14 protein-coding genes, 1 pseudogene and 1 riboswitch are annotated in these 25,655 nt (G+C 48.5%); of the genes and pseudogenes, 12 read left to right on the top strand and 3 right to left on the bottom strand.

From position 1 onward, the window contains the following. Positions 1-27 precede the first annotated feature (27 nt). Positions 28-819 (top strand): class I SAM-dependent methyltransferase, encoded by a 792-nt coding sequence (locus U1I11_RS15510; protein WP_322907052.1) that lies wholly within the window; start codon positions 28-30, stop codon positions 817-819. Between the two features lie 407 nt (positions 820-1,226). Here U1I11_RS15510 and U1I11_RS15505 read toward each other — a convergent pair whose 3' ends face one another. Further along, on the bottom strand, positions 1,227-3,947 hold the full coding sequence (locus U1I11_RS15505; RefSeq protein WP_322907051.1) for a DUF4084 domain-containing protein: 2,721 nt from the start codon (positions 3,945-3,947) through the stop codon (positions 1,227-1,229). Between the two features lie 490 nt (positions 3,948-4,437). Between U1I11_RS15505 and U1I11_RS15500 the strand changes: the two genes are divergently transcribed. The 3 genes and pseudogenes from U1I11_RS15500 to U1I11_RS15490 all read left to right on the top strand — a co-directional run bounded on the left by U1I11_RS15500 (position 4,438) and on the right by U1I11_RS15490 (position 7,951). After that, a complete protein-coding gene (locus U1I11_RS15500) occupies positions 4,438-4,998 on the top strand; it encodes an ECF-type riboflavin transporter substrate-binding protein (RefSeq protein WP_322907050.1) in 561 nt (186 codons plus the stop codon). Positions 4,999-5,416: 418 nt separating this feature from the next. Continuing rightward, positions 5,417-7,123: an ABC transporter ATP-binding protein gene (locus tag U1I11_RS15495; RefSeq protein WP_322907049.1), complete on the top strand. Its 1,707-nt coding sequence runs from the start codon at positions 5,417-5,419 to the stop codon at positions 7,121-7,123. Then, a pseudogene (locus U1I11_RS15490) lies at positions 7,120-7,951 on the top strand (energy-coupling factor transporter transmembrane component T family protein). The gene U1I11_RS15495 and the pseudogene U1I11_RS15490 overlap by 4 nt, the downstream one beginning before the upstream one ends. Positions 7,952-8,470: 519 nt before the next feature. Here the strand turns inward: U1I11_RS15490 and U1I11_RS15485 are convergent. Beyond that, on the bottom strand, positions 8,471-9,328 hold the full coding sequence (locus U1I11_RS15485) for an alpha/beta fold hydrolase (protein WP_322907048.1): 858 nt from the start codon (positions 9,326-9,328) through the stop codon (positions 8,471-8,473). A gap of 538 nt (positions 9,329-9,866) precedes the next feature. Here U1I11_RS15485 and ypfJ point away from each other — a divergent pair. Then, positions 9,867-10,727 (top strand): KPN_02809 family neutral zinc metallopeptidase, encoded by an 861-nt coding sequence (ypfJ, locus tag U1I11_RS15480; protein ID WP_322907047.1) that lies wholly within the window; start codon positions 9,867-9,869, stop codon positions 10,725-10,727. 547 nt (positions 10,728-11,274) lie between these two features. Then, positions 11,275-12,069, top strand: a complete 795-nt coding sequence (locus tag U1I11_RS15475; RefSeq protein ID WP_322907046.1) for a TIM barrel protein — start codon at positions 11,275-11,277, stop codon at positions 12,067-12,069. Positions 12,070-12,178: 109 nt separating this feature from the next. Here U1I11_RS15475 and U1I11_RS15470 read toward each other — a convergent pair whose 3' ends face one another. Continuing rightward, positions 12,179-13,549, bottom strand: coding sequence for a hydroxysqualene dehydroxylase (locus tag U1I11_RS15470; RefSeq protein WP_322907045.1), 1,371 nt, complete (start codon positions 13,547-13,549; stop codon positions 12,179-12,181). Positions 13,550-14,184: 635 nt separating this feature from the next. Between U1I11_RS15470 and U1I11_RS15465 the strand changes: the two genes are divergently transcribed. The 6 genes from U1I11_RS15465 to U1I11_RS15440 all read left to right on the top strand — a co-directional run bounded on the left by U1I11_RS15465 (position 14,185) and on the right by U1I11_RS15440 (position 25,432). Further along, complete coding sequence (locus tag U1I11_RS15465) at positions 14,185-17,076, top strand: S-layer homology domain-containing protein (protein ID WP_322907044.1); 2,892 nt, start codon at positions 14,185-14,187, stop codon at positions 17,074-17,076. A gap of 63 nt (positions 17,077-17,139) precedes the next feature. Then, entirely contained in the window at positions 17,140-21,132 is a 3,993-nt protein-coding gene (locus tag U1I11_RS15460; protein ID WP_322907043.1) for an S-layer homology domain-containing protein, read from the top strand. 126 nt (positions 21,133-21,258) lie between these two features. Next, a riboswitch (TPP riboswitch) is annotated at positions 21,259-21,361 on the top strand. A 118-nt stretch (positions 21,362-21,479) separates the two neighbouring features. Then, positions 21,480-22,184 carry a thiaminase II gene (gene tenA / locus U1I11_RS15455; protein WP_322907174.1) on the top strand — a complete coding sequence of 235 codons (705 nt, stop codon included), beginning with the start codon at positions 21,480-21,482 and terminating at the stop codon, positions 22,182-22,184. Beyond that, complete coding sequence (locus U1I11_RS15450; RefSeq protein WP_322907042.1) at positions 22,181-22,783, top strand: ECF transporter S component; 603 nt, start codon at positions 22,181-22,183, stop codon at positions 22,781-22,783. The genes tenA and U1I11_RS15450 overlap by 4 nt, the downstream gene beginning before the upstream one ends. Further along, on the top strand, positions 22,761-24,701 hold the full coding sequence (locus U1I11_RS15445; RefSeq protein ID WP_322907041.1) for an ABC transporter ATP-binding protein: 1,941 nt from the start codon (positions 22,761-22,763) through the stop codon (positions 24,699-24,701). The genes U1I11_RS15450 and U1I11_RS15445 overlap by 23 nt, the downstream gene beginning before the upstream one ends. Continuing rightward, on the top strand, positions 24,698-25,432 hold the full coding sequence (locus tag U1I11_RS15440; protein ID WP_322907040.1) for an energy-coupling factor transporter transmembrane component T family protein: 735 nt from the start codon (positions 24,698-24,700) through the stop codon (positions 25,430-25,432). The genes U1I11_RS15445 and U1I11_RS15440 overlap by 4 nt, the downstream gene beginning before the upstream one ends. Positions 25,433-25,655 lie beyond the last annotated feature (223 nt).

The raw sequence follows: 25,655 nt of genomic DNA, 5'->3' as shown, positions 1-25,655 counted from the left end.
TAAACGCACAATGGAGGCTAATTAGCTATGCAATCATCCGATCAAAATAAATCTGCCTGGAATGGCAGCACGTATCAATCATGGCTGAATCGATTTGGTACACCAGAGGAAGCTGCCGCCAAAATCGTCGCTGATCCTGCCAAACGTGTCAGCGGTGCACTGCTTCATATGGGCGGAGACATTACCGGACAGCGCATTATTAATCTGATGGGCTCGAACGGTAACAAGGCGGTCGCGCTTGCACTGCTTGGTGCGGAGCTGACGGTCGCGGATTTTTCAACGGAAAATGAGCAATACGCACTGGCATTGGCAGCAGCGGCTAGTGTACCGCTGCATTATATCGTTGCGGATGTGCTGGAACTGCCGCAGACGTTGAACGGAAGCTATACGATCGCTTTTATGGAGTTTGGCATTTTGCATTATTTTACCGATCTGCATCCACTGTTTGAAGTGGTGGCAAGACTGCTACAGCCAGGTGGTAGACTCGTATTGCAAGATTTTCACCCGATCTCGACCAAATTGATCTCCTCGCGCGGCACGACTGCCAAAATTCGCAAACATAAAGTGGACGGCGATTATTTTGACACTTCGCTAGTCGAAAAGGAAGTGTCCTATTCCAAATATGCCGCATCCGGTCAAATGGAAGAAGCTAAACAAAAAGTGTATTTACGCAATTGGACGCTCGGCGAAATTGTGACGGCGATTGCCGATACCGGTCTGATCATTAAAACGCTGGAAGAATTGCCGAACCAGTCATCCGATGTGTTTGATAAAGGCATTCCAAAGACGTTTACGATCGTAGCGGAAAAAGCACACTAATCGCTAAACCATTCATCCATAAGCAAGCCAAAAAGCACGAACAGTTCGATCTGCGTGGCAGCCGTATAGGAAAGATGATCCTATGCGGCTGTCTGTAGACGGTGTTCGTGCTTTTGAGTATAACGATCCAAATGTGTCGCTCGGTGTGGATGAAGGCTGTTATAACAAACGATTTTGCGTATCAAAACGTTGTACGCTGGCAAAACATTGGCTATAGTCAGCTGGCTGTTTGTATTGAATGGAATGAATAGTAAGCCGACTAAGTTAAATTTTAACGATTGTGTACTGATATGTTTACCAATAAGAGCTTGAACTAGCTTCAATGCGCAAATGCAGTTTGATCAAAGTAATAGATTACCGATGATGCCATCCGATCGGATACCGTATACGCTGTTAGAAACGCCACTTTATAACGTCGGCTTCTGTTTAAAATCGACTTTAAAAGGAGCTTTGATCAGCAATTTACTCAATTCTTCCGCAGAGATCGGCTTGCTGAACAGATAGCCTTGCATCTCATGGCAACGAATTTTTTTGAGCGCTGATGCTTGTTCGTGATTTTCCACTCCTTCAGCGATCACATTCATATTCAGGCTGCGCGCCAAATTGACGATAGAGCTAATAATCATATGGTTGGCACGACTGCTACCGATGCGGCTAGTGAATTCACGGGCGATTTTGAGCTTGTCGACCGGAAAGTTTTCCAAATAGGCGAGTGATGAATACCCGGTGCCAAAATCATCGATAGAGATCGATACACCGAGCTGTTTCAGCGCATTCAGCTTAACGATGACATTGTTAATACTCGTCATCGCTATCGTTTCGGTAATTTCCAGATCGATATAGGCGGGATTAACACCGGTCTGCTTCAGAATGCGTGCGACGGTGGTGACAAAGTTTTCTTGCTCAAATTGCCGTGCCGACAAATTAATGCCGATTTTGATCAAATGCCCTTCATTTTGCCAGCGCTTCGCTTGTTCACAAGCTTCCCTAAGCACCCATTCACCGATCGGTAACATCAGCCCGGTTTCCTCGGCAATCGGGATAAACTCACCCGGCATAATCATACCGAGCGTTCCATGCTCCCAGCGAATGAGCGCTTCGACACCGACTACACTCCCACGTGTTGCATCGATTTGGGGCTGATAATGGAGCATCAATTCATTGCGATAAAGCGCCTGGCTCAGTTCCTTTTCCAGCATTAGCTTTTTGGAATAGATCAGATCGTTGTCGTTATAAAAGCGATAATGCCCTTTGCCGTTCTTCTTCACCTGATACATGGCGATATCGGCTTTTTTCATCAGTGTAATCGGAGATTCATCTTCACCATCGTAGAGGGCGATCCCGATACTTGGCGTAGCGATAATTTCATAGCCTTGAATAAAATGCGGCGCATTCATACTATCCAAAATACGCTGTGCTACGACCGATGCTTCGCGTGTATCTTTCATATGGCGAATGAGCAGTGTGAATTCGTCACCGCCCAGCCGTGCAACCATATCGTTATCACGTACACAGCTCTGTAAACGTTGCGCGACTGAACGCAGCAGTTGGTCACCGACATCATGACCAAGTGTATCGTTAATATTTTTGAAGCGATCCAGATCGATAAACAAAATCGAAAACAGCTCCTCATTAACACGGGCAACTTGAACGGTTTCGCTCAGCTCGCTCTCAAAGGCGGCACGGTTCATCAGCCCGGTCAATGCATCATGATAGGCGAGATAATGAACCTGTTCTTCATGGCGTTTGTTCTCGGTAATATCTTTGGCGATGCCATACATACCGACGACTTTACCTTGTACGATAATCGGCACATTCGTCATACGCACCGGAAACGAATCCCCCCGGCAATTGCTAAGTGTTGTCTCGTAAATTTGCGGATGTCCTTGCAACACCATCTCAATTCGTTTCAGCACATTGTTAGTTTGCGCATCACAGAAATAATGGATCGCATACTTGCCGATCATCTCTTGTTCACTGACACCATGCATTAGTTCCGCTTGTGGATTGGCGCTTTCAATTCGTCCGTCCAAGCCGATCGCCATGATCGCATCGGGGTGAAAATCAACGATGGAACGGTAGCGATTTTCGCTATTTTCCAGCTCAAGTTTTTTGTCGTACAGCGTGCGTGCCAGTCGGTGATTTTCTATAATGACCATCACCTGCCGGATCATTACGAGCACAATCGCTAGCCCTGTTCCGATCGTTAACATATACCGTCCATCTGCATTCAAGATCATAAACAAAAATAGCGCTGTAATGCCCAAATACGGAATTACCAGATGCGGAATGTCCAGCCGTGGCTGCTCGGGTTTTAATACACGAGATACATTTGGATCACACGGCTGCTTCAGCTCATCGATATGCACGATGCCTGCATAGCCAGCTAGCAGCAGACCCGCGGTGAACAACGGGTCCAACCAGCTACCTGAATTGTCATTGTTAAGCGTAATACTATACAAAAATAAAGTGTCACCGACCACCTGTAGTAACAGCCCAGCACATAAAAACAGCACGACCTTACTAGAGAGCGTCCGTATCTTGCTCAAATACAAACTTGACGCACCACCAAGCAGCACCAGATCACTGATCGCATAAGTGATCGACAGCAGTACTTCCGGCGAAATATACGACATTCCTGTCAAAGCGATAATAAATCGAATCAGAAAATGCCAGCTTAACGTCGTTAACACCGTCATCAAAATGGCAATATCGAGCAAAAGCCGAATAACTGACAAACTACCCTTTTCTCGTTGCAGTTTATAAAAAAACGCCAGCATATAAAAGAGCACTTGGATCACATAAAAAATATCGGCATAGCTTGGAAAAGGAACTTTGACATTCATCACGTTCTCATAAGTAAGCCAAATCAGCTCAGCGACTGTATAGCTGATACAACCAAGTAGCAGTAGCAACCAAAACGGTCGATGCCTGCGTTTGCTGCTCATCCAGGCGATATATAACCAGTAACAAGCGATAATCGTGCCGGTCACACTTAGCAGATTGCCACCTAGTGTGCGTACGATTTCGTTATCCGACCAAGCCCAAATCCACACATAATATATAACGATGAAGCCGATCATAAACAGAAGTGACAGCGGCCTTGCGGTTTGAGCCTTTTTAGGCATATTCATTCCCTCTAATTTTAATTTGTTTAGTTAATAATACCCAAATATAGACGGTGTATACCTAAATGTATAATGAATTTTATAGGTCTAAAGGTGTGATAACTTAACTAGTTAAATAGTACGTTATTTCATATGTAATTGAAATACATAATGCATTGTTTTTTATGGGAAACAGGGATTAAATTTAAAAAATAGCCGGTATAAGCATACTCATATCATTGATTAACATATCGATTAAAATGATCTAGTTTCCTTTTAACGAAATAGCGATAAACTTCGGTGTGACGAGTCGAACGTTGTAGCGGTTAGCGATCGCGATCTTTTTAGAGGGGGTGTTGCTGCAATTACACCTATTTACGGTGTCAAAAGTCTGTCATTACGCGCGGAAACTATAGTATTTCCTAACATTCGATTGTATAATCGAACAGAAAGTAAGGAATGCGGTACATACCGCTAACTGTTTATTTTAGATGAAAAGAGGGGTTAGAGGATGGCAGGATCAAGCGGATTATCGGTGAAAACGATCGTTGCGATCGGGATCGGTTCGGCACTGTTTGTCATTCTGGGCCGTTTTGCTTCGATACCAAGTTTTATTCCGGACACGAATATCGAAACGACCTATGCGTTGCTGGCGTTGTTTGCGCTTTTGTACGGGCCGTGGGCAGGGCTATTGATCGGCTTAATCGGTCACACGCTGAAGGATGCTATTTTCTATGGTGCACCGTGGTTTAGCTGGGTGATCGCTTCAGCATTGTTCGGTTTGATTGTCGGTCTGATGACACGCCGTATTCGCATTGCAGATGGGGAATTTGGCGGCAAGGAGATCATCCGCTTTAATGTGGCACAGCTAACCGCCAATATTGTATGCTGGCTGATCGTTGCGCCTGTGCTGGACATTCTGATCTATTCGGAGCCAGCGAACAAAGTGTTTGTACAAGGAATTGGGGCAGCGGTGTCCAATACGTTGTCGGTAGCGATCATCGGTACACTGCTGGCGATTGCATATGCCAAAACAAGAACGAAGCGCGGCAGTTTGAGCCGGGAAGCTTGATCGGTGTGTCGTGTACGGCAATATCGGTCAGGACGGCAGTTGCCGTGTGCTGCAATAGAGTGTTACAGTGAGTGCTACAGTAAGTAAGCGATAGACCGGTGGGTATCACCGGTCTTTTTCGTTGACAGGATGACATGCTTCATTGTTCGATTTTGATAGAGATAGACGTGCAAGGATGTAGTGTAATGGACACTTCTAGATAGCAAGCTATGCAGGTGAGCCGGAGATGGATGGCTCGTCTGTCCGAGTAATGGATGCTCATTGGTAGCGAGCGCTTGCAAGTGATAACGATTCAACATCGTGCGGATCGTTATCGCCGGTCAGCGAGAATGCGCATATTGATATAGAGATTAAAGCTAGAGCAAGGCTGCGAGTAGCGTGATGGCGGCTCGTTTATAAGCCAGGAGGAAGGAAAGGTATGAGAAAACCAGTCATTGAATTTGGGCAGTTTAGCTTTCAATATCGTGCGCAAGCAGAGCCGACGCTGCACGAGATCAATTTGACCGTTTATGAAGGCGAGAAAGTGCTGATTATCGGGCCATCCGGTTCAGGTAAAAGCACATTGGCGCATTGCATCAATGGGCTGATCCCGTTTATGTACGAAGGGGAGACGAGCGGCACATTGCACGTAGCTGGACAAGTGGTTAGCGAGCGCGGCATTGCGCTATTGTCGGACGAAGTAGGCACGGTGATGCAAGACCCGGACGGGCAATTTGTCGGTTTGACGGTGGCGGAAGATATCGCTTTTAAGCTGGAAAATGATGCTGTACCACAAGCGGAGATGATGCGGCGTGTGTTTGCTGCTGCCGATACGGTCGATTTTGCCCATTTTTTGGAAGCATCGCCGCATTCGTTATCCGGTGGGCAAAAGCAAAAGACGACGCTTGCTGGCGTGCTCGTCAGCGAAGCGGGCATTTTGCTGTTTGACGAGCCGCTTGCAAGCCTTGATCCGCATACTGGCAAGCTGACGGTCGAGCTGATCGATTGCATTCACCGTGACACCGGCAAAACGATCGTTATTATCGAACATCGGCTGGAAGAAGTGTTGGCGTGTCCAGTCGATCGGATTATCGTTATGCATGAAGGGCGTATTATCGGTGATATGACGCCAGATGAGCTGCTTTGCACTGAGCTGCTGCGGACGACAGGTATTCGTGAGCCGTTATATTTGACTGCACTGCATTATGCCGGTTGTCAGATTACGAAGCCGATGCAGCCTGGTCATATCGACCGTATTCAGCTTGCCAACTGTGTGGAGCCATTGCAGCGTTGGTATGACTGTATCGCACAAGAAGCGCTACCGATGATCGAGCAAACTGTACTAGAATTGGAGCATGTTTCGTTTAGTTATGAAAAAGGGCAGCCGCTTTTGCATGATGTATCGTTTGCGATTGGTAAAGGGGAGATCGTCTGTATTGCCGGACGCAACGGGGCAGGCAAGTCGACGATTTCGAAGCTGATTTGCGGCTTTTATAAACCTGACAGCGGACGGATATTGCTAGGCGGGCGTGATCTAAGCGGATCGACGATCAAAGAGCGAGCGGACAAAATCGGCTTTGTGATGCAAAATCCGAACCATATGCTGTCCAAGCCGCTGCTGTATGATGAAGTGGCGCTGGGGCTGCGGACGCGTGGTGTACATGAAGATACGATCCGCGAGCGCGTGCATCATGTGCTTAAAGTGTGCGGTCTGTATCCGTTTCGCAGCTGGCCGATCTCGGCACTGAGCTACGGACAGAAAAAACGAGTGACGATCGCTTCGATTCTCGTGCTGGAACCGGAAATTATTATTTTGGACGAACCGACCGCCGGACAGGATTTCCGCCATTATAACGAGATGATGGAATTTTTGAATCAGTTGAACCGGCAGGGGATGACGATTATTTTGATTACCCATGATATGCATCTGATGATGGAATACGGTCAGCGTGCGATCGTGATGGCAGACGGGAAAAAGATCGCGGACGATTGTCCATCCCGTGTGCTCGTACAGCGTCATATTATCGCTGCCGCCAATCTCAAGCAGACGTCACTGCATACGCTTGCCGAGCGTGCGGGCATTGCCGAGCCAGCGGAATTTGTCGGACGGTTTATCGCTTATGACAGGGGGCTACGTCATCCATGAGTACGAAAATGCTCACGTATACGAACCAAAATACGCCTATTCATCGGCTAACCGGGGCGAGCAAGTTGTTGTTTTTTGTATTATGGGCGCTGACGGCGATGATTATTTATGATACGCGCTGCCTGCTGGTGATGTTGGTCATTGCGATCGTTATTTTTGCTATGTCACGGGTGCCGCTGTCGAGTTATTCGTTTGTGCTCGTATTGATTTTGATCTTTTTTTGTGCTGAATCAGATTGCGATTTTTCTGTTTGCTCCGTTGTATGGGGTAGAGTTGTATGGTACACGGCATAATATTGTGCATCTGTTTGCCTGGTATACGCTCACTTGGGAGCAGTTATTTTACCAGTTTAATGTGGCGCTAAAATATGCTGTCGTCGTGCCGATCGGCTTGCTGTTCCTGCTTGTGACCGATCCGAGCGAATTTGCCGCTTCGCTTAGTCGACTTGGCGTTAGTTACAAAGTGGCATATTCGGTCGCCATCGCGCTGCGCTATATTCCGGATATCCAGCAGGATTTTCAAAATATTTCGTTCTCTGCTCAAGCGCGTGGTATCGATATTTCGCGCAAAGAAAAGTTTGGCAAACGGCTCAAAAATATCGTGTCCATTTTGCTGCCGCTCATTTTGACGAGTGTAGAACGGATCGAGAAAATTAGCACCGCGATGGAGCTACGCGGCTTCGGTCGCGGCAAAAAGCGCACTTGGTACCGCGCCCGCCCACTGCGCACAGGCGATTACATCGCGATCAGTATGGCGATCGTCGTGACGGTAACGTGTATGGCGGTAACGTTTGCGGATGGGTCGAGGTTTTATAATATTTTTAAGTGATGAATAGGTGGACGGTGAATATGTCTTTTACAAGTCGAAAAGCATGTACTTGTGAAAGGCATATTTAGTTTGTATTAATTTAAATTTATTACTTAAATTTTAATATATGTAATTAATTAAGATTAAATAAGTTGGAATTTAGGAAAGAGGAGTTGAATGATGATGAATTGTTCTCATCGTTAAGTATGTGCGACTAATTAGTTTTTGAGCGAACTTGTTTAAATAAGTAAACTATAGGGAATACTAATACAGTCAATAAAATCCCAGCAATCAAAGCTTGCTCGCTATTGATAAGATTGGATTGATTTAAAAGAAAAAGGACAACACAAACAAGCTCGTCCTGCTCAAGGTATCCACCAACTGAGACAAGGACGAGCTGTCGTTATTTATAGGTTTAGACTGTGAAGTTATAGGGCGAGATGTTCGCCAGCTTATTGCTGTTAGGAGCGAGATCGCTTGGTTGATTTACCGGCTTGTTTGTACGGATCATCCGGCAATCGGTAGTTCTGCGCTGTCCGCTTACAAATTCTGACTTGCTGGACGCGGAATCTGGTTCGTCGCTGCCATCTGATCGAGGAACAGCAGCAGTTCTTTGTTGAATTTGTCCATTTCGTCAAACATCATCGCATGTCCGCTCTGTTCAAATGGCACCACACGCGCATCGGTAATGCTCTCGCTCAGCAGCTGGGCAAATTGCGGATCACAGATTTTGTCTTTCATACCCTGGAAAATAACGGTCGGCACATTGACCGCCGCCAGATCGCCGCGCAAGTCTTCGTCACGTAGAGCGATTGCCGCTTTGATCGTACCGTGATGAGACGCTTGCAAACAGAGCGATTCCAGCCATACCATCATGCCGGCGCGCTTTTTGTCATGCGTAAATTGCAGACCGAATTTGCCTAGCATTTTCGGGCGGTCTTCATAGGTTGCTTCGATTAGATCGTTTGTCAAATCATCCGCTGTCATCAGTCCATAATCAAAATCAGGACGCTTCACAAATACAGGTGCCGCCGCGCCCATCAGCGCGAGTTGGGCAATGCCATGCCCTTGATGGCGTGCCATATAACGGATCGCTACCGCACCGCCCATCGAGAAGCCGACAAGTACCGCATTGTCCAAATGAAGCTCATCGATGACCGCGCGCACATCGTCTGCCATCCGATCATACGTATATCCGTCCCACGGTGCATCCGATTTGCCAAAGCCCCGGAAATCGATCCCGATACAACGATACCCATTTATCGGCAACCGGGAAAATTGATATTCAAACATCAATTGATTCGCTGGCCATCCATGCAAAAAGATCACCGGAATTCCTTCACCGAGGTCTTGCACAAACAGTTTCACGCCATCTTCAACTTGTATATATTTGCCCATTCTAATCGCCTCCATTTTTATATTCGTCCATCTTGCTAATATGACGCTGTTTTTTGCTTTATGTTCACCATGAATGCAAGTGATCCGGCACGTTGCTAATACTTTAAACCATTCCATTTCCGCACAAACCTTGCTGTCTGACTGAACGGTTAGCGATTAACCAATAAGCTAGCTAGCTTATTTGCCGCTATGATTGGCGGTATAACCGCATTCGTCTAGGTTTGTTCATGCCTATAAATTTCGTTTCTTCCCATCAGCATTGCGGGTACAATAGTTGAGATGGAAGCAATAAGGTACGTCCATATCGTATTGTGGCACATGAAAGCCGAGCTGGATCAACCACATAGCCAGTGCTCAACAACACGTAGTATGTCGATTCACGTCACATAATTATCAATAATACGCTTGATTGGGTACATCGATTGCCAATGATCCTATTTGCCAATCCAGCCGAAGCGCTGAATAGCACTGTTGGCACAAACTAGCATACAGGCGTATTAGCAATCAAAATAACAAACAACCCCGAGGAGGTCAGCCGATGAAGTGGCAAGGAAGACGAACGAGTAACAATGTGGAAGATCGCCGCGGTATGGGCGGCAAAAAGCTTGTTGGCGGTGGAATTGGCGGTATTATCGTCATCATTATTGTCATTTTGCTCGGTGGCAATCCGTCCAGTTTGTTAGGCGATCTCGGTTCAAGCTCAAGCAGCACGACACAGACTGCGAGCAATTATCAAGGTACAGAGCAGGAGCAAGAGCTGGCGAATTTTGTGTCGGTCGTACTAGCGGATACCGAGGATGTGTGGAGCGATATATTCCGGCAGCAAGGGCTAACGTATACGAATCCGACGCTTGTATTGTATAGTGGCAGTGTGCAATCCGCCTGTGGGATGGCAAGTTCGGCGGTTGGGCCTTTTTACTGTCCTGGCGATCAGAAATTGTATATCGATCTGAGCTTTTATGATGAGTTGAAGCAGCAATTCCAAGCACCAGGGGATTTTGCGATGGCATATGTAGTCGCACATGAAGTCGGTCACCATGTGCAAAATTTGCTCGGTACGATGGACAAGCTGGAGCCGTATCGTCAGCAGTTGAGCGAGCAGCAATTTAATACGAAGTATCAGGTACGATTGGAGCTGCAAGCGGATTATTATGCCGGTGTATGGGCGCACTATGAACAGGGCAAAAACTTGCTGGAGCAAGGTGATTTGGAGGAAGCATTAACAGCGGCAAGCGCGGTAGGTGATGACACGATTCAGCAGCGTACACGCGGCTATGTCGTGCCAGACAGCTTTACACACGGTACATCCGAGCAGCGCAAACGCTGGTTTTACAAAGGCTTTGAATCCGGCAGCTTGACAGGTGGCGACACATTCAGTGTTAGCAATAGCCAGTTGTAAACGAGGATCGGTTAATATGGATTTTATATCGTTAATATCGATGGTATGTAATGGTGACAATGCTGTGTTATACAAATTTATAATAGTGCTGACCGGTTATGTTTAAAAATAGTGTAATTGATGATGATAAGATTGAACTACAGCTGTATGATGAGATACTGCCAGATGAATGGGTCATTGCGAATAGGCGATGCGATTGCGACTGGCTCGGATCAAATCCGGTATATGAATAGGCTGTAAGGGAGTCAACGGAAACGGATCATCTACGACATAGAGAACGTCATTCACAGGCTGTCTTTTAATGAGCACATTAGGATCATATATAGTTATACATTGCACCCGAATTATAGACTACATCGACCTTGCCATCCGTTTGCCTAGCATTCGTAACGTCAAGGTCTGTTGGTATGTCATTTGGTCACGGTAGCGCCACGTTCATCTTCCATTGACAATAGCGTGATATGCTAAGCGGGGGATTAGCGAATGAGTGGTAGTTTATATTAAAATAAAGACAGACATATAACGGAAGTGGAAAAGGAGTGGGATCATGAATAACATACGCCTAAAAAGCAATTTGAATCGTGCAAGTTTGGATAACCGTCTGCAATATGATCCGGAAATTATCGAGCTGTATTTGCGAACCGATGATTTGCAGCAGGAATCGCTCATTCGCGAGCGCATTCAGGAGCTGAAGCAGCGTGGCATTCGTGTATATTTGCACCATCCGAGTCGGTATAATGGCAAATACTTGGACATTATGAGTACAGAGCCGGAGATGTATCGATTTTACCGTGAGTCGACCGAGCAACTCGTAAATATTTGTCAGGAGGAAGGCAGTCAGTGCGTCATTCATGCGAATTATTTACGCAGTGACAATCCCGAAATTTCACGCGCACGCACGCTTGCATTGCGGCAGGAAATCGAGGCGATTTTGACGTATGGGCGGGATACATTGCTGTGGGAAGATTCGACCGAAGGGCTGTTTTGTTATAACAATCCGTATTTGATCGATGAGGTGATCATTCCGCTCAAGCTGCCGATTAATGTCGATGTTAGCCATACATTTATTAGTTTTCGTGGCGATAATGAACGTCTGCGTGAAGTGCTAGAACGGACAGCGCCGTATGCGGTGTATTATCATCTGGTGGACAGTATGGGGCAGTTCCACGACTCCTTGCCGCTAGGACAAGGGCTGATCGATTGGAAGATGGTCAAGTCGTTTGTGCAAGGTAAAGAGTATATTTTTGAAATTAATTTGGAGGGCGCACATATCGACTGTACACCGATGGTGGAGAGTGCACGCTTTTTCGATCAGCTTCGTATTGAAGCGGCAAATTTGTAATGCTAATAAATTGGTGACGCTCAAAAAGGCTCTGCCAAGCCATCACTAGCCTATTGGATGCTAGGTGACGGGGCAGAGCCTTTTTCATGTGCATTTATGATGCATACAATTAACGCACAGTTTCCTGCTGCGCTTTGAGCAGAGCACGTGCAGCGCGTTGACCGGAAATAACAGCGCCTTCCATCGTGGCAAGCAATGGCTGATTCGTATAATCGCCAGCGAGCAATAAACCTGGAATGGGAGTCATCTGTCTTGGACGGTGTTTTTCATTACCTGCGGACAGGCGATAAAAACTGTTGTGTTTGCGGATAACACGATAATTCGTCATCGTATTAGCACCGGAAAGACCGATCTGTTGCAGTGAGGTAAGCGCCCGCTTCCATACTTCCTCATCCGGCAAATCGATCAACTCATCCGGGTTAACCAAAATGAGCGAGGCGCGACCACTGTCGCGTTTGAACGTTGTGCGTGATTGCTCGCTGAACGAACCGAGCTGAGTGCCGGGTCCAAACAAAGTATGGTCGGCATGAGCGAGCTTTTCCTCCGCTTCAAACTGCACCGTCACATACGGCATGCTTTCCAGCTTCATCAAATCCGCCAAACCTTCGTGTTCGCCAAAATGCTGTCCGACCAGTCGTTTCGCCTGCCCGATATCGACTGCAACGATCGTATGCTCCGCCTGCAAAACCGTACCATCTTGCAGCTGCACACCGTTCACCCGTCCATCCTGTACGCTCAGTTGTTCCACTGGCGCATTGGTTAACACCTGACCACCACGCTGCTCGATTGCACGGGCAAGCGGCGCAGTCATTACATCCGTCATCCCGCCTTCAAATGCACCAATCCGCACCAATTGCGGACGCGGCAAAGCAGGCGCAAACAGTCCAAAAAACGCATAACTCGAATACTGCTCCACCGGCAAAAAGAAAATCCCTGACGATAACGGCTCAATCAGCCGCTCCAATGCATCGATCGTGACCCCATGCTCAAACGCATAATCGCGAATCGGAATCCGATCCAACTTGTCGGGATGAGCGATATAATCTTTAAAACCAGCCGTAAAAAACGGAATTAGCGACGCTTTGTCCATCGGTGACAACAAATGATTGTTACCAAGCGCGCCAGCAATCGTTTTAAGTGGCGCTTTGAGCGGGTCTAGACCGAAAATACCTTGCGCTTCCGGATGACAAATTTGCGCGGTTTTTTCCCAATGTACGATTTTGTCTACTTCAATCCCTGCACGCTCGAGCAGCTCCGGCAAAGCAACATAATAGCCGATAAACTTATGAAACCCTGACTCTACCGCCATCCCATCCTCATTCCAATTTGCTGTCCGCCCACCTACATGCGGCGCAGCCTCCAATACCGTCACCGCGATCCCTTTTTCAGCAAGCTCAAACGCACAACTTAACCCTGCCAACCCAGCACCGACAACGATCACCTGTGCAGTAAATTCGGATTGCTGCGATATGTCACTCATTCCGTGCACCTGCCTTTCCTAAGCAAATAATGGCATTTTATTATCTACCATTATTAACCTATTTCAGCAAGTATGCTTTGCCAGTACGACCAACTCTCCGATGTATACATAACACAAAAGTCACCTAACTACTGTTAATACCGCTGCATCTGTCTACCTTATGTTCGCATAACATAGAACTAACAGCACCTACAACACTCTCATAAATAATGTACAAGCGATGCAGGCAGGCATACCTTCAAATGATCTCAATGAATTATTGCACAACATTACAATAGCTATGTTCGCTAAACTACCTCGTAAAACAGATTCGTGTCCATTTAAAAGCAGCTACTCCTGCTCCAATCCAAAACAGACATTAAATATGCCTGAACATATACGGTTCACCATGAGCTACAAGTCAGATACTCATATTCCCAATCAGATCGAAAAAAGTCACCCGTACAGTAACATTCAGCTAACAACACAATCTCAAATGCGCGGAAAATTTTTATTGTTTATACAATAAAAACCCTTAGAAAATAAGCAATACCGTCCGATAATGTGTGTGTTATCCTGATTGCAGTTACGAAAAAAAGTCAGGTGACCATACGATATGGATCAAATATAGCAGACTAATCAACGGGGGTTTATCGATGGCGCAAGAGTGGAATCACGAGGTTTACAAATGGCTGTTGGCAGCTGTGCTGGCAGGTACGGCATGGGTGCCTGCATCCGCAAGTTTTGCCGCTGGGGAAAGCGATCTTTCGCAGGGAAGCGTCTCCGGCAATCGCAGTGCAATCGTAGCATTAAACGATCTGAATGAGCTACCAGCTGCTCAGATGCAAGGTATTACTGCAGCTGTGCAAAAAGGAATATTGTCCGGCTACCCGGATGGGTCGTTCCGTCCGCAAATGAATATGACTCGGATGGAGTTTGCCGTCGTCCTGGCAAAGGCGCTTCAATTGGCACCGGTTACGGACAGCACTTCTTTTAGCGATGTGAAAAGCAATTGGGCGAGCGGTTATATCGAAGCGGTAAAACGCGCTGGTTTGATGAACGGCGATGCGAACGGCAAATTTAATCCGAATGCATTAGTGAACCGTGAGCAGTTGGCGGCGATTTTTGTGCGTGCAATTGGTGCTGATAATATGCACAGTGATCTGACCGGAGCTGCGGCGAATGGAGGAGACGTAAGCCGATGGGCAGATGCCGCTGTCAAGACGGCATTAGCACTTGATCTATTGCCTGCCGGAGCGAACGGATTCGGTTCATCCCAGCCGGTCAACCGTGCCGATGTGGCGCAATTGATAATGAATGTATTGCAATCCGAGCAACGTTCAGCTAGCATCACCGCTGTAAATGGCGATCTAGTTACTGTTGACGGTAAAAATTATATGATCGGGCAACAGCTTAAGCAACTGTTTAAAACCGATAATCTGAACGCATTAATCGGGTCGACGATTACGTTTGAATCGCTCAACCATCGTCTGGCGAATCTGTCTGCGATTGAGTTGAAAACAAGCGGCACTGAGCAAACACCGCTCGTGTTTGACGCAGCCAATGCTTTTTCCGGTAATCTTACACTGTCCGGCGATCATATCGTTGTGCAAGGTAGCGGGTTCAATCAGATTAATGTGCAACCAGGTGTAACTCAGATTGAACTGCAAGCAAATATGAAAAAGTTAATCATTAATACCGATCAGCGTTTGCAAATTAAAGGTATAGGCGAAATCGGGCAAATTCAAGTTCAGTCTCCAGACAGCCGTATTCAGCTAGACGAACGCATTGTGCCAACGCAAATTAAGCTGCCGAGCGGCGTTAACGACAAGCAAATTATTTTCGGTGCATTAATATCATCTACTCCGTCCGGTACAGGCGGTTCTACAACGGTTCCCTCCGTTAACATTAGCGATCGTAAAGACAACAAACGCAATCATATTCCCGTCGTAACGCGTCCATTGTCTGATCGTTCGGTTACGCTTGGCGATGACGAGAGCATGATCGAATTGGACGGACTGTTTCAAGCTGAAAATGGAGATGCGCTAACTTATGCGGCAGTCAGTTCGGATGTGTACGTTGCTGATGCCAGCATTCAGCATTCGCGTCTGCGCGTCCATCCAAACGCTATCGGCACTACCCGTATTTCCGTCACTGCTCAAGATACAAAAGGCAATACAGCACAATCGTCATTTACGTATACGGTCATCGCCGCTACGTATGAGCAGCTCAATCACATCCCGCTCGTACTGAACATACCAAGTGATCTGAATTTGCTGGCAGGCATGGCATCGGCGCCAATCTCGCTGTCCACACTGTTCAGTGATCCAGATGATGATGTGCTTAGCTATACGTATACGGTCGATGATACGAGCGTTGCCAGCGCAGCGCTAACGAATGGTGAACTGGTGCTGTCAGCGCACAATGCTGGCACAACAGGCGTAACGATCAATGCGAGCGACGGTAAAGGCGGCAGTACGTATGTGCGTTTTAATGTGCAAGTGCAGCCAGTGATCCCGATCAATCACAAGCCGATCGTGATTCGTCAAATGGACAATTTGACACTGAGCGCAACCGATGCTGTATATTCGATCGATCTGTCGAAGCTGTTTAGTGACCCGGATGGCGATCCGCTCGTCTATGATGCATTGGTGACGATGCCATTTATGGTCGGTGCAACGTTGACCGGCAATAAGCTGGATTTGCAACCGATGGGAGCTGGGCAGTTGACGATTATTTTGCGTGCATTCGATCCGTCTGGTAAATATGCGAGCCAAATGTTTACAGTACAGGTGACTGTTCCTGCATTGAACAATGCCCCTTATATTAAACAAACGCCAGCACCGTTCAGCCTCGGCTTGCTCGATAAGCCATATACACTTGATCTGGCGACGATTTTTGGCGATCAGGATCATGACACATTAAGTTATACGGCGATCAGCTCGAACATTGGTGTGCTGCAAACGTCGGTCAACGGTTCGCTGTTAACGGCTACACCGGTTGGCGTAGGAACTTCGACACTTACGCTTAACGTCAATGATAGTCATGGCGGTACCAATTCGGTCAACGTCAACGTATCGATTGTCAAAAACGGGCCGTTTATTTCGGAACTAGTATGGAAAGACGATCAAAGTCAAGCGATTGAGCTGTATAATCCGACGACTACACCGATTCAATACGATGATCTCGTACTGTTGCTGTCCAATATGAATCAAACGTTTAATTTTAACGATCCTAGCGTGCTGACTACCAAATCCACACTCGTCGTTCATTCAAACTTGAGTATGCTGAACAGCGAAGGGGCAACCTATTATGGCAATCTTGGAATGGGCAATCCTGACTTTCCTGTATCGCAAACAGGTCCAGTAACCGTCAAATTGTATTACAAAGGTCAATTGATGGATATCGCCACTTTCTCGGCGGATCAAACGCTGCGCAGGCTCGATCGTACCGTCGGCAATCCGAATGGGTTTAACAGCGCAGAATGGAATATCACTACAGGCGGCAACGATACCGACCTCGGCGTGTACGCACCGGTAAAACCGTAAACGTTCATGGGTGGCTGCTATAACATTGGCTGAGTTTAGTTTGCGAGAAGGGTAGGATTATGCATGAACAAACAGACAACCCGCGCGCTGAAAGTAGCGGCAGCATTGCTCGTTGCGATGCCAGCCGCTCCATTTCCACTAGCCGCAGAAGCGGCACAGGCGACGCAAGTACAAGCTATTTCAACTGTACAAGGACAAACATTAACAGATATCGATGAGCTGTCTACTATACAACAAGAGCAGCTGCATCGCGCGCTGGCGGTTGGGCTAATTCAAAGTGCGCCGGATGGGCATTTTCGCCCACAGGCATCGTTAAGCAGGCAGGAACTTGCCGCATTGCTCGTGCAGGCGCTCCATTTGCCTGTATTACAGCACCAGTCATCTTTTCGCGATGTATCGCAATCGGCATGGAGCGCACCGGCGATTGCAGCGGTCAAACAGGCAGGTTTGATGCAAGGCGATCGTGACGGACGATTCCGTCCTTATGATTCGGTGACCGTTCAGGAATTGATTGCGCTGGCGGTGCGCACTTCCCAAGTTAAGCCGGTCGTCGCTGCCGATACGAAACTGCCGCAGCAGTGGAGCGGTGCGAGTGTATGGGCAGAGCCAGCATTGCTCGCGGCATCTCAACATCAGCTGTTAAGTGAGTTCAGCGGCACATTGTCGCCCAAAGCAGCCGTCAAGCGTGCGGATGCGGTCAGCATTTTGCTATCGGCATTATTTCCGCAGGGGCGTGCTGTCACTGTACAGACCGTCGCGGACAAGCATATACAGCTGAACGGCATCACATATGAAATCGGTCAAACGGTAACAGGGTTGCTGAATGATCGTAATAGCGCGGCATTGGCAGGAGCGCAGCTAACATTTGAGCGTAGCGGACGTACGATCACGTCGGTACGTTCGTTGCAACTGAACGCCGCCGGTCATGCCGCAGCTGCAAATCAATCGGAATTTAGCGGCAATATGCAGCTGGATGCGGGCAATACGGTCATTGATGGCGATGTGACGGTGGCAGGCGATTATACATCATTGCTAAATGCGCACATTAAAGGCAAGCTGATGATCAGCGAGCATGTCGCCAATGATTTTTATTCCGCAGGACTTCAAGTAGAAGGAACGACGATCGTTAAAGGTGGGGATGATAATACCGTCGTATTTAACAGCGCCGTATTAAACGATGTGAATGTGAGCAAACAGGATGTACACATCGTACTGGATGCCAATTCGGTCGTATCTACCGTTAATGTGAATACAGATGCCAATATTGAAGCTGGCTCGGTATTGCCGCTCGTCAATATTAACAACGGAGCGAGCAATGTAAAGCTGCAAGGTAATGTAACGAATCTCAATGTGACGAACAACCAATCGACACAGCTGACTGGCACCAGCTCTATTGCGCAACTGAATGTGAGCGGAACCGGCTCGCTAGCACTCGGTACGACAGGTACGGTACAGACGTTACAAGTCACCAATCCGGCGGCATTGGTCAGTGTAGGCGTTGCCGCTCAAGTCGGTAATGTGTCATTGGCGAACGGGGTAGCGAGCAATAATGTGAGCGGGATAACGACGACAACCGGTTCGCCGGGCACGACGAACGGCCCGGTCAGCTCTGGTTCTTCCGGCACTAGCAATCGTACGCCGCTCGTCACGGCAGCGATTACGGATATCGTCGCCACTGAGAAAACGAACGATCAGGTGATCGAATTAAACGATCATTTTAATGATCCTGACGGCGATTTGCTCGTCTATGCCACATCATCATCCAAATCAACGGTTGCCAAAACATCGGTAAGTGGAAGCAAACTGGCGGTTAGCCTGCTGTCTGCAGGCACGTCTACCATTACGATTGCTGCCAATGATGGCAGAGGCAAACGGGTAAATGCTACGTTTAAAGTGACCGTGAATGGCAATCCGATAAGTACGAACGCCGCCGATCAGACGCTCACATTGGAGCAGCCTGGCGTAGCGCTGACGCTAAGTGATTATTTTACCGATCCCGAGCAAGGGACGCTAACGTATGACGCCACTGTAGATCAACCGAGCCTCGTTAAGCTGACACTGAACAATAGCGGTCAATTGCAACTCGACCCATTGCAAGTCGGTACCGCTACCGTAACAGTAACGGCAAAGGACAACGCGATTACCGATGATGGCATACCAGGACAGGCGACGATCACATTCCAAGTGAACGTGTTGCCGGTTCCTAACCATAAGCCTGTTGCTACGCCATTGTTGCCTATAACGGTAACGGTGCGTGGTGACGATGAAATCGTTGATCTGGGCTATACGTTTACCGATCCGGATGGCGATCCGCTACAACTGTCCGCTGTTTCCAATGATACCGGCATCGCCAGTACGACATTAAGCGGTCATCAGCTTGCCGTGCATGCGGTCAAAGCAGGAGTTACGCAAATTGCGATCACGGCAAAAGACGGACGCGGCGGTCAAACGGTCGTCGACTTGACGGTGACAGTATTGCCAGCGCCCAATCGTAGCCCGGTTGTGGCGAACATACCACAAGCAGCAACGCTCATTATAGGGCGAGCGGCAACGACCGTCGAGCTGTCCACTTTATTCTCTGACCCGGATGATGATGTGCTGACGTATGAAGCGGTGACAGCAGATGTGTATGCAGTACAGACTTCGATCAGTGCCAGCACGCTGAGCATTACAGCCGCAACCGCAGGCAATACAACGATTAAAGTGTACGCACGCGATGGACGCGGCGGTGAGATTACGACGAATATTCCGGTGACGGTATTGGAAGATGCTACGATCGCCTTCATTCCGAAGCAGATCGTTAATCTGAACAAGCCGCCCGTATGGTTCGGACTGTTGCCGTATTTGCAAAATCTCGACATCGATTCGGTCAGTGTAACGGCGGATACGTATGATCATGCTACAGCTACCGTATCAGGCAAAAATGCCCGTATTTTGCTCACGCCGCTCCAGATCGGTGACACGACCGTCACATTTGACGTTTATGACAAATACGGTCGTCGCAACAGTTCTTCATTCGCTTTGCAAGTCGTCAAAATCAACCATGCGCCAACCGTTGTCGCTTCCATCTCGGAGCAAATGCTTACCCCAGGCGTGACGATGGATCGCGACTATGATCTGGGTCAATTGTTTAGCGATGAGGATGGCGATACGCTGACGTATACGTTCACATCAAGCAATCCGAATGTGACTAACGCCTCAATCAACGGCAATACGCTCACACTCAAAGCAGGCACGATCAATGGTGCATCCGATGTGGTCATTACCGCTGATGATGGTGCAGGTGGAACGGTACAATATACGCTAAAAGTGCATAATGCGCTGCTGGTGAACGCAGCGGTCATTACGGTCAATTTGAAATACGGCATCCAGGCGATCGACTACGATCTATCCGATCTGTTCCCAGGTCAGACCTCATTCACGACGTATATGGGCACTGCCAATTCAACCTTTACCGGCCCGACGGCATTAAACGGTACGTCGCTGTCATTGACTTCGCTGCCGGTTATGCAGTGGGTCGTCGGTGCAGACGGACGTGCTGCCGTATTTACGGTCAAGCAAGACCCGATCACGACGAAAGATATGTATTTCTCACAATATGTAGAAGGTTCGAACGGACGGATCGCACTGCTGATGAATACGAGTTCGGCTACTAGCACAACTAAAGATTACAGCCTCACCTTTTATAAATGGATGAAACAAACGAATACGATTAGCAGCTTTACGCTCCCGTTATTGTACGACGGCAGTTCGCAAGGCATGAACTATATCGTAATTAACTCGACGTTTTACGACTTTTTTGATATTACGAACGCCGCTTATTTTAACGATGAAGCGATGATGTACTCGCCAAACGATTACAATTTGACCGGTATCGTGCTGAAGCGTGGCAATACCGTGCTGGATGTGCTTGGTGATCCGACTTCGCAAACTCCGATCCTGCCAAACGGCGGTACGATTTTGCGCAAAGACGGCATCGGTTATGGTTCCAATCCGTTTCATGTAGCGTATGAGTGGAATAAGTATCCAAAAGACACGTATCAATTTATAAAATAGACCGCTTTCCATTGCATTGACAGTTGTGCCGCTTGACATACTGAATCTCGCTGTGTAGAGTAAAAGGCAATTAAACAGCCTTACCGCCAGCCGCTACGATTGCGCCTGGTGCAAGGTTTATACGAGAAAGACCACTAGGGGAGCCATATACTGGCTGAGACGAAATTGCTTCGGACCCTTGGAACCTGATCTAGTTCGTACTAGCGTAGGAAAGTGGAGCTTGTGCAGGGATAGCATCATGTATGCCGTTTATACTGCCGCTCCATTTGGGGCGGCTTTTTTGCGTACCCCTTTAGCTCAGGGAGGCTCTTTCCGCATACTTTTATTGGCAAAGGAGCGAGGAAATGATGCGATTTTCACAGGAAATTAGAGCGGCAGCCGATCCGGTATTTGAGGCGATTTACAATCATCCTTTTGTGCGGGGCATTGCCGACGGCAAGTTGCAGCCGGAACAGCTTATGCATTATGTAAAACAGGATTTTGAATATTTAAATGCCTTTATGCGCATTTACGGCATGGCAATCGCCAAATGTCAGCATCGTGACGATATGGCGATGTTTAACGAGCAGATCGGTTTTGTGCTGCATAGTGAAATTCACCCACACAACAATTTTTGCCAAGTTGCAGGGGTGCCGTATGAGCAATTGCAAGGTTATCCACTTGCACCGTCAGCGCACAATTATATTCGTCATATGCTGACGGCAGCGCAAGAGGGCGATTTGGGCGATATTTTGGCGGTGTTGCTGCCATGCCCGTGGACGTACTGGGAAATCGGTAAACGGCTGCTGGAAGAAGTGCAGCCGGATGCATCGCATCCGTTTTACGAGTGGATCGACTTTTATGGCAATCGCACCGATACGATTACCGCTCGTTTTTGCCAGCGACTGGACGAGCTTGCCGAGCGGACGACGGCGGAGCATCGGGAGCGGATGAAGCGGCATTTTATTTTGAGTTGTCAGTATGAATATTTGTTTTGGGAGATGGCGTATACGCTGGAAGATTGGCCGGTACCGCTCGACGATGATAACGCTGTGGAGGTGACACACGTATGAATCGGACGTGGAATATGAAGGAGGTCGTGCTCGCGGTTATTTTATCCGTAGCATGTGGGGTCGTGTATCTCGGCTGGTCAACGCTGTGGATTCCGATCTCGGCATTGGTCGGGCCGGTTGGAGCGGGCTTTATGTTTGGCATCTGGGTTATCGCCAGCCCGATTGTCGCTTATATTATTCGCAAGCCTGGCGCGGCGTTGATCGCTGAAGTGGCGGCGGCGGCGGTCGAGATGCTGACAGGTAGCCATTTTGGACTGTCGGCGTTATTGATCGGCATATTCCAAGGTTTGGGCGCCGAGCTGGCGTTTGCGATATTCGGTTATCGCCGTTTTAATGTATGGACATTAATGCTGTCCGGCGCGCTGGCAGCGGTTGGTAGTATGATCTATAGCGTTATTGCGAACGGGATGGGCTATTACACGTTAACGATGTTCTGGCTGACGCTAGGCATTCAAGTCGTAAGCGGTATCGTGCTGGGCGGACTGCTCGCCCAAATCGTCGTCGAAGCGCTGGCGCGCACCGGTGTGTTAAATTCATACGAGCTGATGAAAGCGCGCCGCAGAAAAGGAACAGGCAATGGTCTTCCAACCGGTTCCTAAGCAGACCTATCTTGGCTGCGATCATCTGTCAGTACGCTTTTACAGTCAGGAGCGCCCGGTATTGCAGCAGCTTAGCCTAACGATCCGGCAAGGCGAAAAGGTGCTCATTCTCGGCCCGAGCGGCAGCGGTAAATCAACGCTGCTATCGGTATTGGCAGGCATTATTCCGCAGCATGTTGAAGCGGAGCTAGAAGGGCATGTACAAAGCCAGCCCGCATGTGGCGTCATGTTCCAAGACCCGGATTCGCAATTTTGTATGCTGCGCGTAGACGAGGAAATTGCCTTCAGTCTGGAAAATCGCTCGATTCCGCGCGCACAGATGGAGCCGCTAATCGAGCGGGCGATGGAGCAGGTCGGACTGCATATTCCGCGTCAAACGCCGATCGAAACGCTATCCGGTGGGATGAAGCAGCGGCTCGCACTGGCGTGTTTGCTCGCATTAGAGCCGGAGGTGCTGTTTTTCGACGAGCCGACCGCCCAGCTTGATCCTGTTAGTCGTAATGATGTTTTTAAGTTATTACACCAGCTTAGTAATAAAGGGCACCATACGATGATTGTCGTAGAGCATGTGCTGGACGGATGTATCGAATGGATGGATCGGGTCATATTGTTAGATCGTAATGGTCGCTTGCTTGCGGACGGTTCGCCCGCTGAGATCATCGCCAATTATCGCCAGGAGATGGAGCGAGCGGGTGTATGGCTGCCACGGTTGTTCCCATATCGCTGGGAAGACGTGCGCCGCAATCCTGCTCATCCGCTGGCAGTGGAATTGACCGAGCAGCTACAGCAACGTCTGGAACGGCGAAATGGGCAAGCAGGCGCTAAGGCAGACATAGACATGTTATCAACGACCATGACTACAATGCTAGCAACGTCTGACGAGCATATACCGACCGGCGCTAAGCCAGACAGAGCAACGACGCGAATAATCGCAACGCCAGCAACGTCGGATGAGCATCATTCGACTGGCGCTACAGCTCTATTTGAACGCACACCGATTCAGTCGAGCGATGATAAGCAAGTAGCTAAAACGGATGGAGTAGCTGCAAATGCGATACATGCTGCGCAAGCTGTACAAACGGACAGCACGGCGCCATCGATTGGGCATACCGAGTATGCTGCAACCGACACTTACTCGTCCGCAAGCGATAAACTACCCGCTTTACTGCAAACGGATCAGCTAACGATCGGCTATGGACGTCAAGCGATTATGCACGGGTTACATGTACACATCCCTGCCGGTCAATGGGTGGCGATCGTAGGCGAGAACGGCAGTGGCAAAAGCACATTTTTGAAAAGTTTACTGCGCCTCGTGCCCGCGCTGTCCGGTACTGTGCGTTTGCATAATAAAGAGCTGCGCAAATGGCATGATCGCGAGCTGTATGCCCGCGCAGGCTTTGTGTTCCAAAATCCGGAGCTGCAATTTGTGACCGATACGGTATACGATGAAGTCGCTTTTGGCGGGCGGCAACGTGGATGGGATGAGCAGCAGCTACAGCAGCGAACATTGCAATTGCTGCGTGAATTTGGATTGGAGCATTTACGAGACGAACATCCATTTGCACTTAGTCTTGGGCAAAAGCGTCGACTGAGCGTGGCGACGATGCTGCTGTTTGATCAGGAGTTGTTGCTGCTAGATGAGCCTACATTTGGTCAGGATGCGCGTACAGCAGCAGAACTGATCGGTCGGCTGCATCGCCGTCAGCAAGCGGGCACGACGATCGTGATGGTGACGCATGATATGGAGTTGGTCGATCGGTATGCGGATCGGGTACTGCTATTTCAAGCTGGTGACATCGCCTATGATGGCGATCCACCAGGCTTGTTTTTGAACGGAACATTGCTGCAACAGAGCGCGATCGAAGCGCCGCTACCATACCGTCTCCATTTGGAACGAAAGGGGCTGCATCAGCTATGAAAAGCAATGGTTCATGGTTGTCCACACTCAATCCGTCCGGCAAGCTGATCGTGCATGTGCTCGTTATGGCGGTATTAATGGGCATTCGCGACCCGCTGCTTACGCTGGCAATCTGGCTAGTCGCCGTCGTGATCGGCATTAGCATCGGCGGTTGGACGCCTGTCTATTTGCTGCGCCGCTTGCTACCGTATACGCTGTTTTTCGTACTCGTATGTTGGATGCTAGCGGCGTTTGGCAAAGGCGAGCATGTACTGTGGCAATCGGCATGGTTTCGCGTGACGACCGAAAGCTTGCATAATGGGCTGCTAATCGGCTTGCGGATGCTCGGTTTTGTCACCTATGGCATGCTGTTCACTTCTACTACCGATTTGAATCGGTTGATGATGAGCCTCATTCACCAATTGCGTTTGTCGCCCAAATGGGCATACGGCATGCTGGCAGGCTTTCGGTTTATTCCACTTTTCCAAAGCGAATTGCAACAAATGAAAATCGCCCACCGCATTCGCGGCTACCGCCACGGACATGGTGGCAAAGCGTTTCTGCGCTATGCACTCCCCCTATTCAGCCAAGGCGTCCGCAAATCCGAACGCATCGCGATCGCAATGGAAGCAAGAGGTTTTACCGGCACACGAGAGCGCACTTATTATGTACACCCAGCGTTGACCTATCGTGATGCGGTGTATGCCGTGGCATTGCTTGGTGCGACGGTGCTGTTGATCGTATGGTTGTAAAGCGATCGCAAAAGAACATTGTCGATTTTCATTCAATTTGTACAGCGATGCAGTTCATTTGACTTCTACAACACCCTGCTCCATCCAGATGGGGATTAAGCTGTCAGCAGACACGTTCTCACAAAATGAATAAACACCAACGAGCACCGATCCCGAATCGGTGTTCTTTTCGCTAATCGAACGGATTGAAGGTAACTGATACGACATGTACATAAATCGTATA

The sequence above is a fragment of the Paenibacillus campi genome, assembly GCF_034659835.1.
GTDB lineage: Bacteria > Bacillota > Bacilli > Paenibacillales > Paenibacillaceae > Saccharibacillus > Saccharibacillus campi.
This window is presented reverse-complemented; position numbering and strand designations above follow the sequence as displayed.

Coding starts and splice junctions, on each gene's coding strand:
- U1I11_RS15465 (WP_322907044.1), top strand. CDS start 14,185: ATGGCGCAAGAGTGGAATCACGAGGTTTACAAATGGCTGTTGGCAGCT.
- U1I11_RS15470 (WP_322907045.1), bottom strand. CDS start 13,549: ATGAGTGACATATCGCAGCAATCCGAATTTACTGCACAGGTGATCGTT.
- U1I11_RS15445 (WP_322907041.1), top strand. CDS start 22,761: ATGGTCTTCCAACCGGTTCCTAAGCAGACCTATCTTGGCTGCGATCAT.
- U1I11_RS15500 (WP_322907050.1), top strand. CDS start 4,438: ATGGCAGGATCAAGCGGATTATCGGTGAAAACGATCGTTGCGATCGGG.
- U1I11_RS15475 (WP_322907046.1), top strand. CDS start 11,275: ATGAATAACATACGCCTAAAAAGCAATTTGAATCGTGCAAGTTTGGAT.
- U1I11_RS15460 (WP_322907043.1), top strand. CDS start 17,140: ATGAACAAACAGACAACCCGCGCGCTGAAAGTAGCGGCAGCATTGCTC.
- ypfJ (WP_322907047.1), top strand. CDS start 9,867: ATGAAGTGGCAAGGAAGACGAACGAGTAACAATGTGGAAGATCGCCGC.
- U1I11_RS15485 (WP_322907048.1), bottom strand. CDS start 9,328: ATGGGCAAATATATACAAGTTGAAGATGGCGTGAAACTGTTTGTGCAA.
- U1I11_RS15505 (WP_322907051.1), bottom strand. CDS start 3,947: ATGCCTAAAAAGGCTCAAACCGCAAGGCCGCTGTCACTTCTGTTTATG.
- U1I11_RS15440 (WP_322907040.1), top strand. CDS start 24,698: ATGAAAAGCAATGGTTCATGGTTGTCCACACTCAATCCGTCCGGCAAG.
- tenA (WP_322907174.1), top strand. CDS start 21,480: ATGCGATTTTCACAGGAAATTAGAGCGGCAGCCGATCCGGTATTTGAG.
- U1I11_RS15495 (WP_322907049.1), top strand. CDS start 5,417: ATGAGAAAACCAGTCATTGAATTTGGGCAGTTTAGCTTTCAATATCGT.
- U1I11_RS15510 (WP_322907052.1), top strand. CDS start 28: ATGCAATCATCCGATCAAAATAAATCTGCCTGGAATGGCAGCACGTAT.
- U1I11_RS15450 (WP_322907042.1), top strand. CDS start 22,181: ATGAATCGGACGTGGAATATGAAGGAGGTCGTGCTCGCGGTTATTTTA.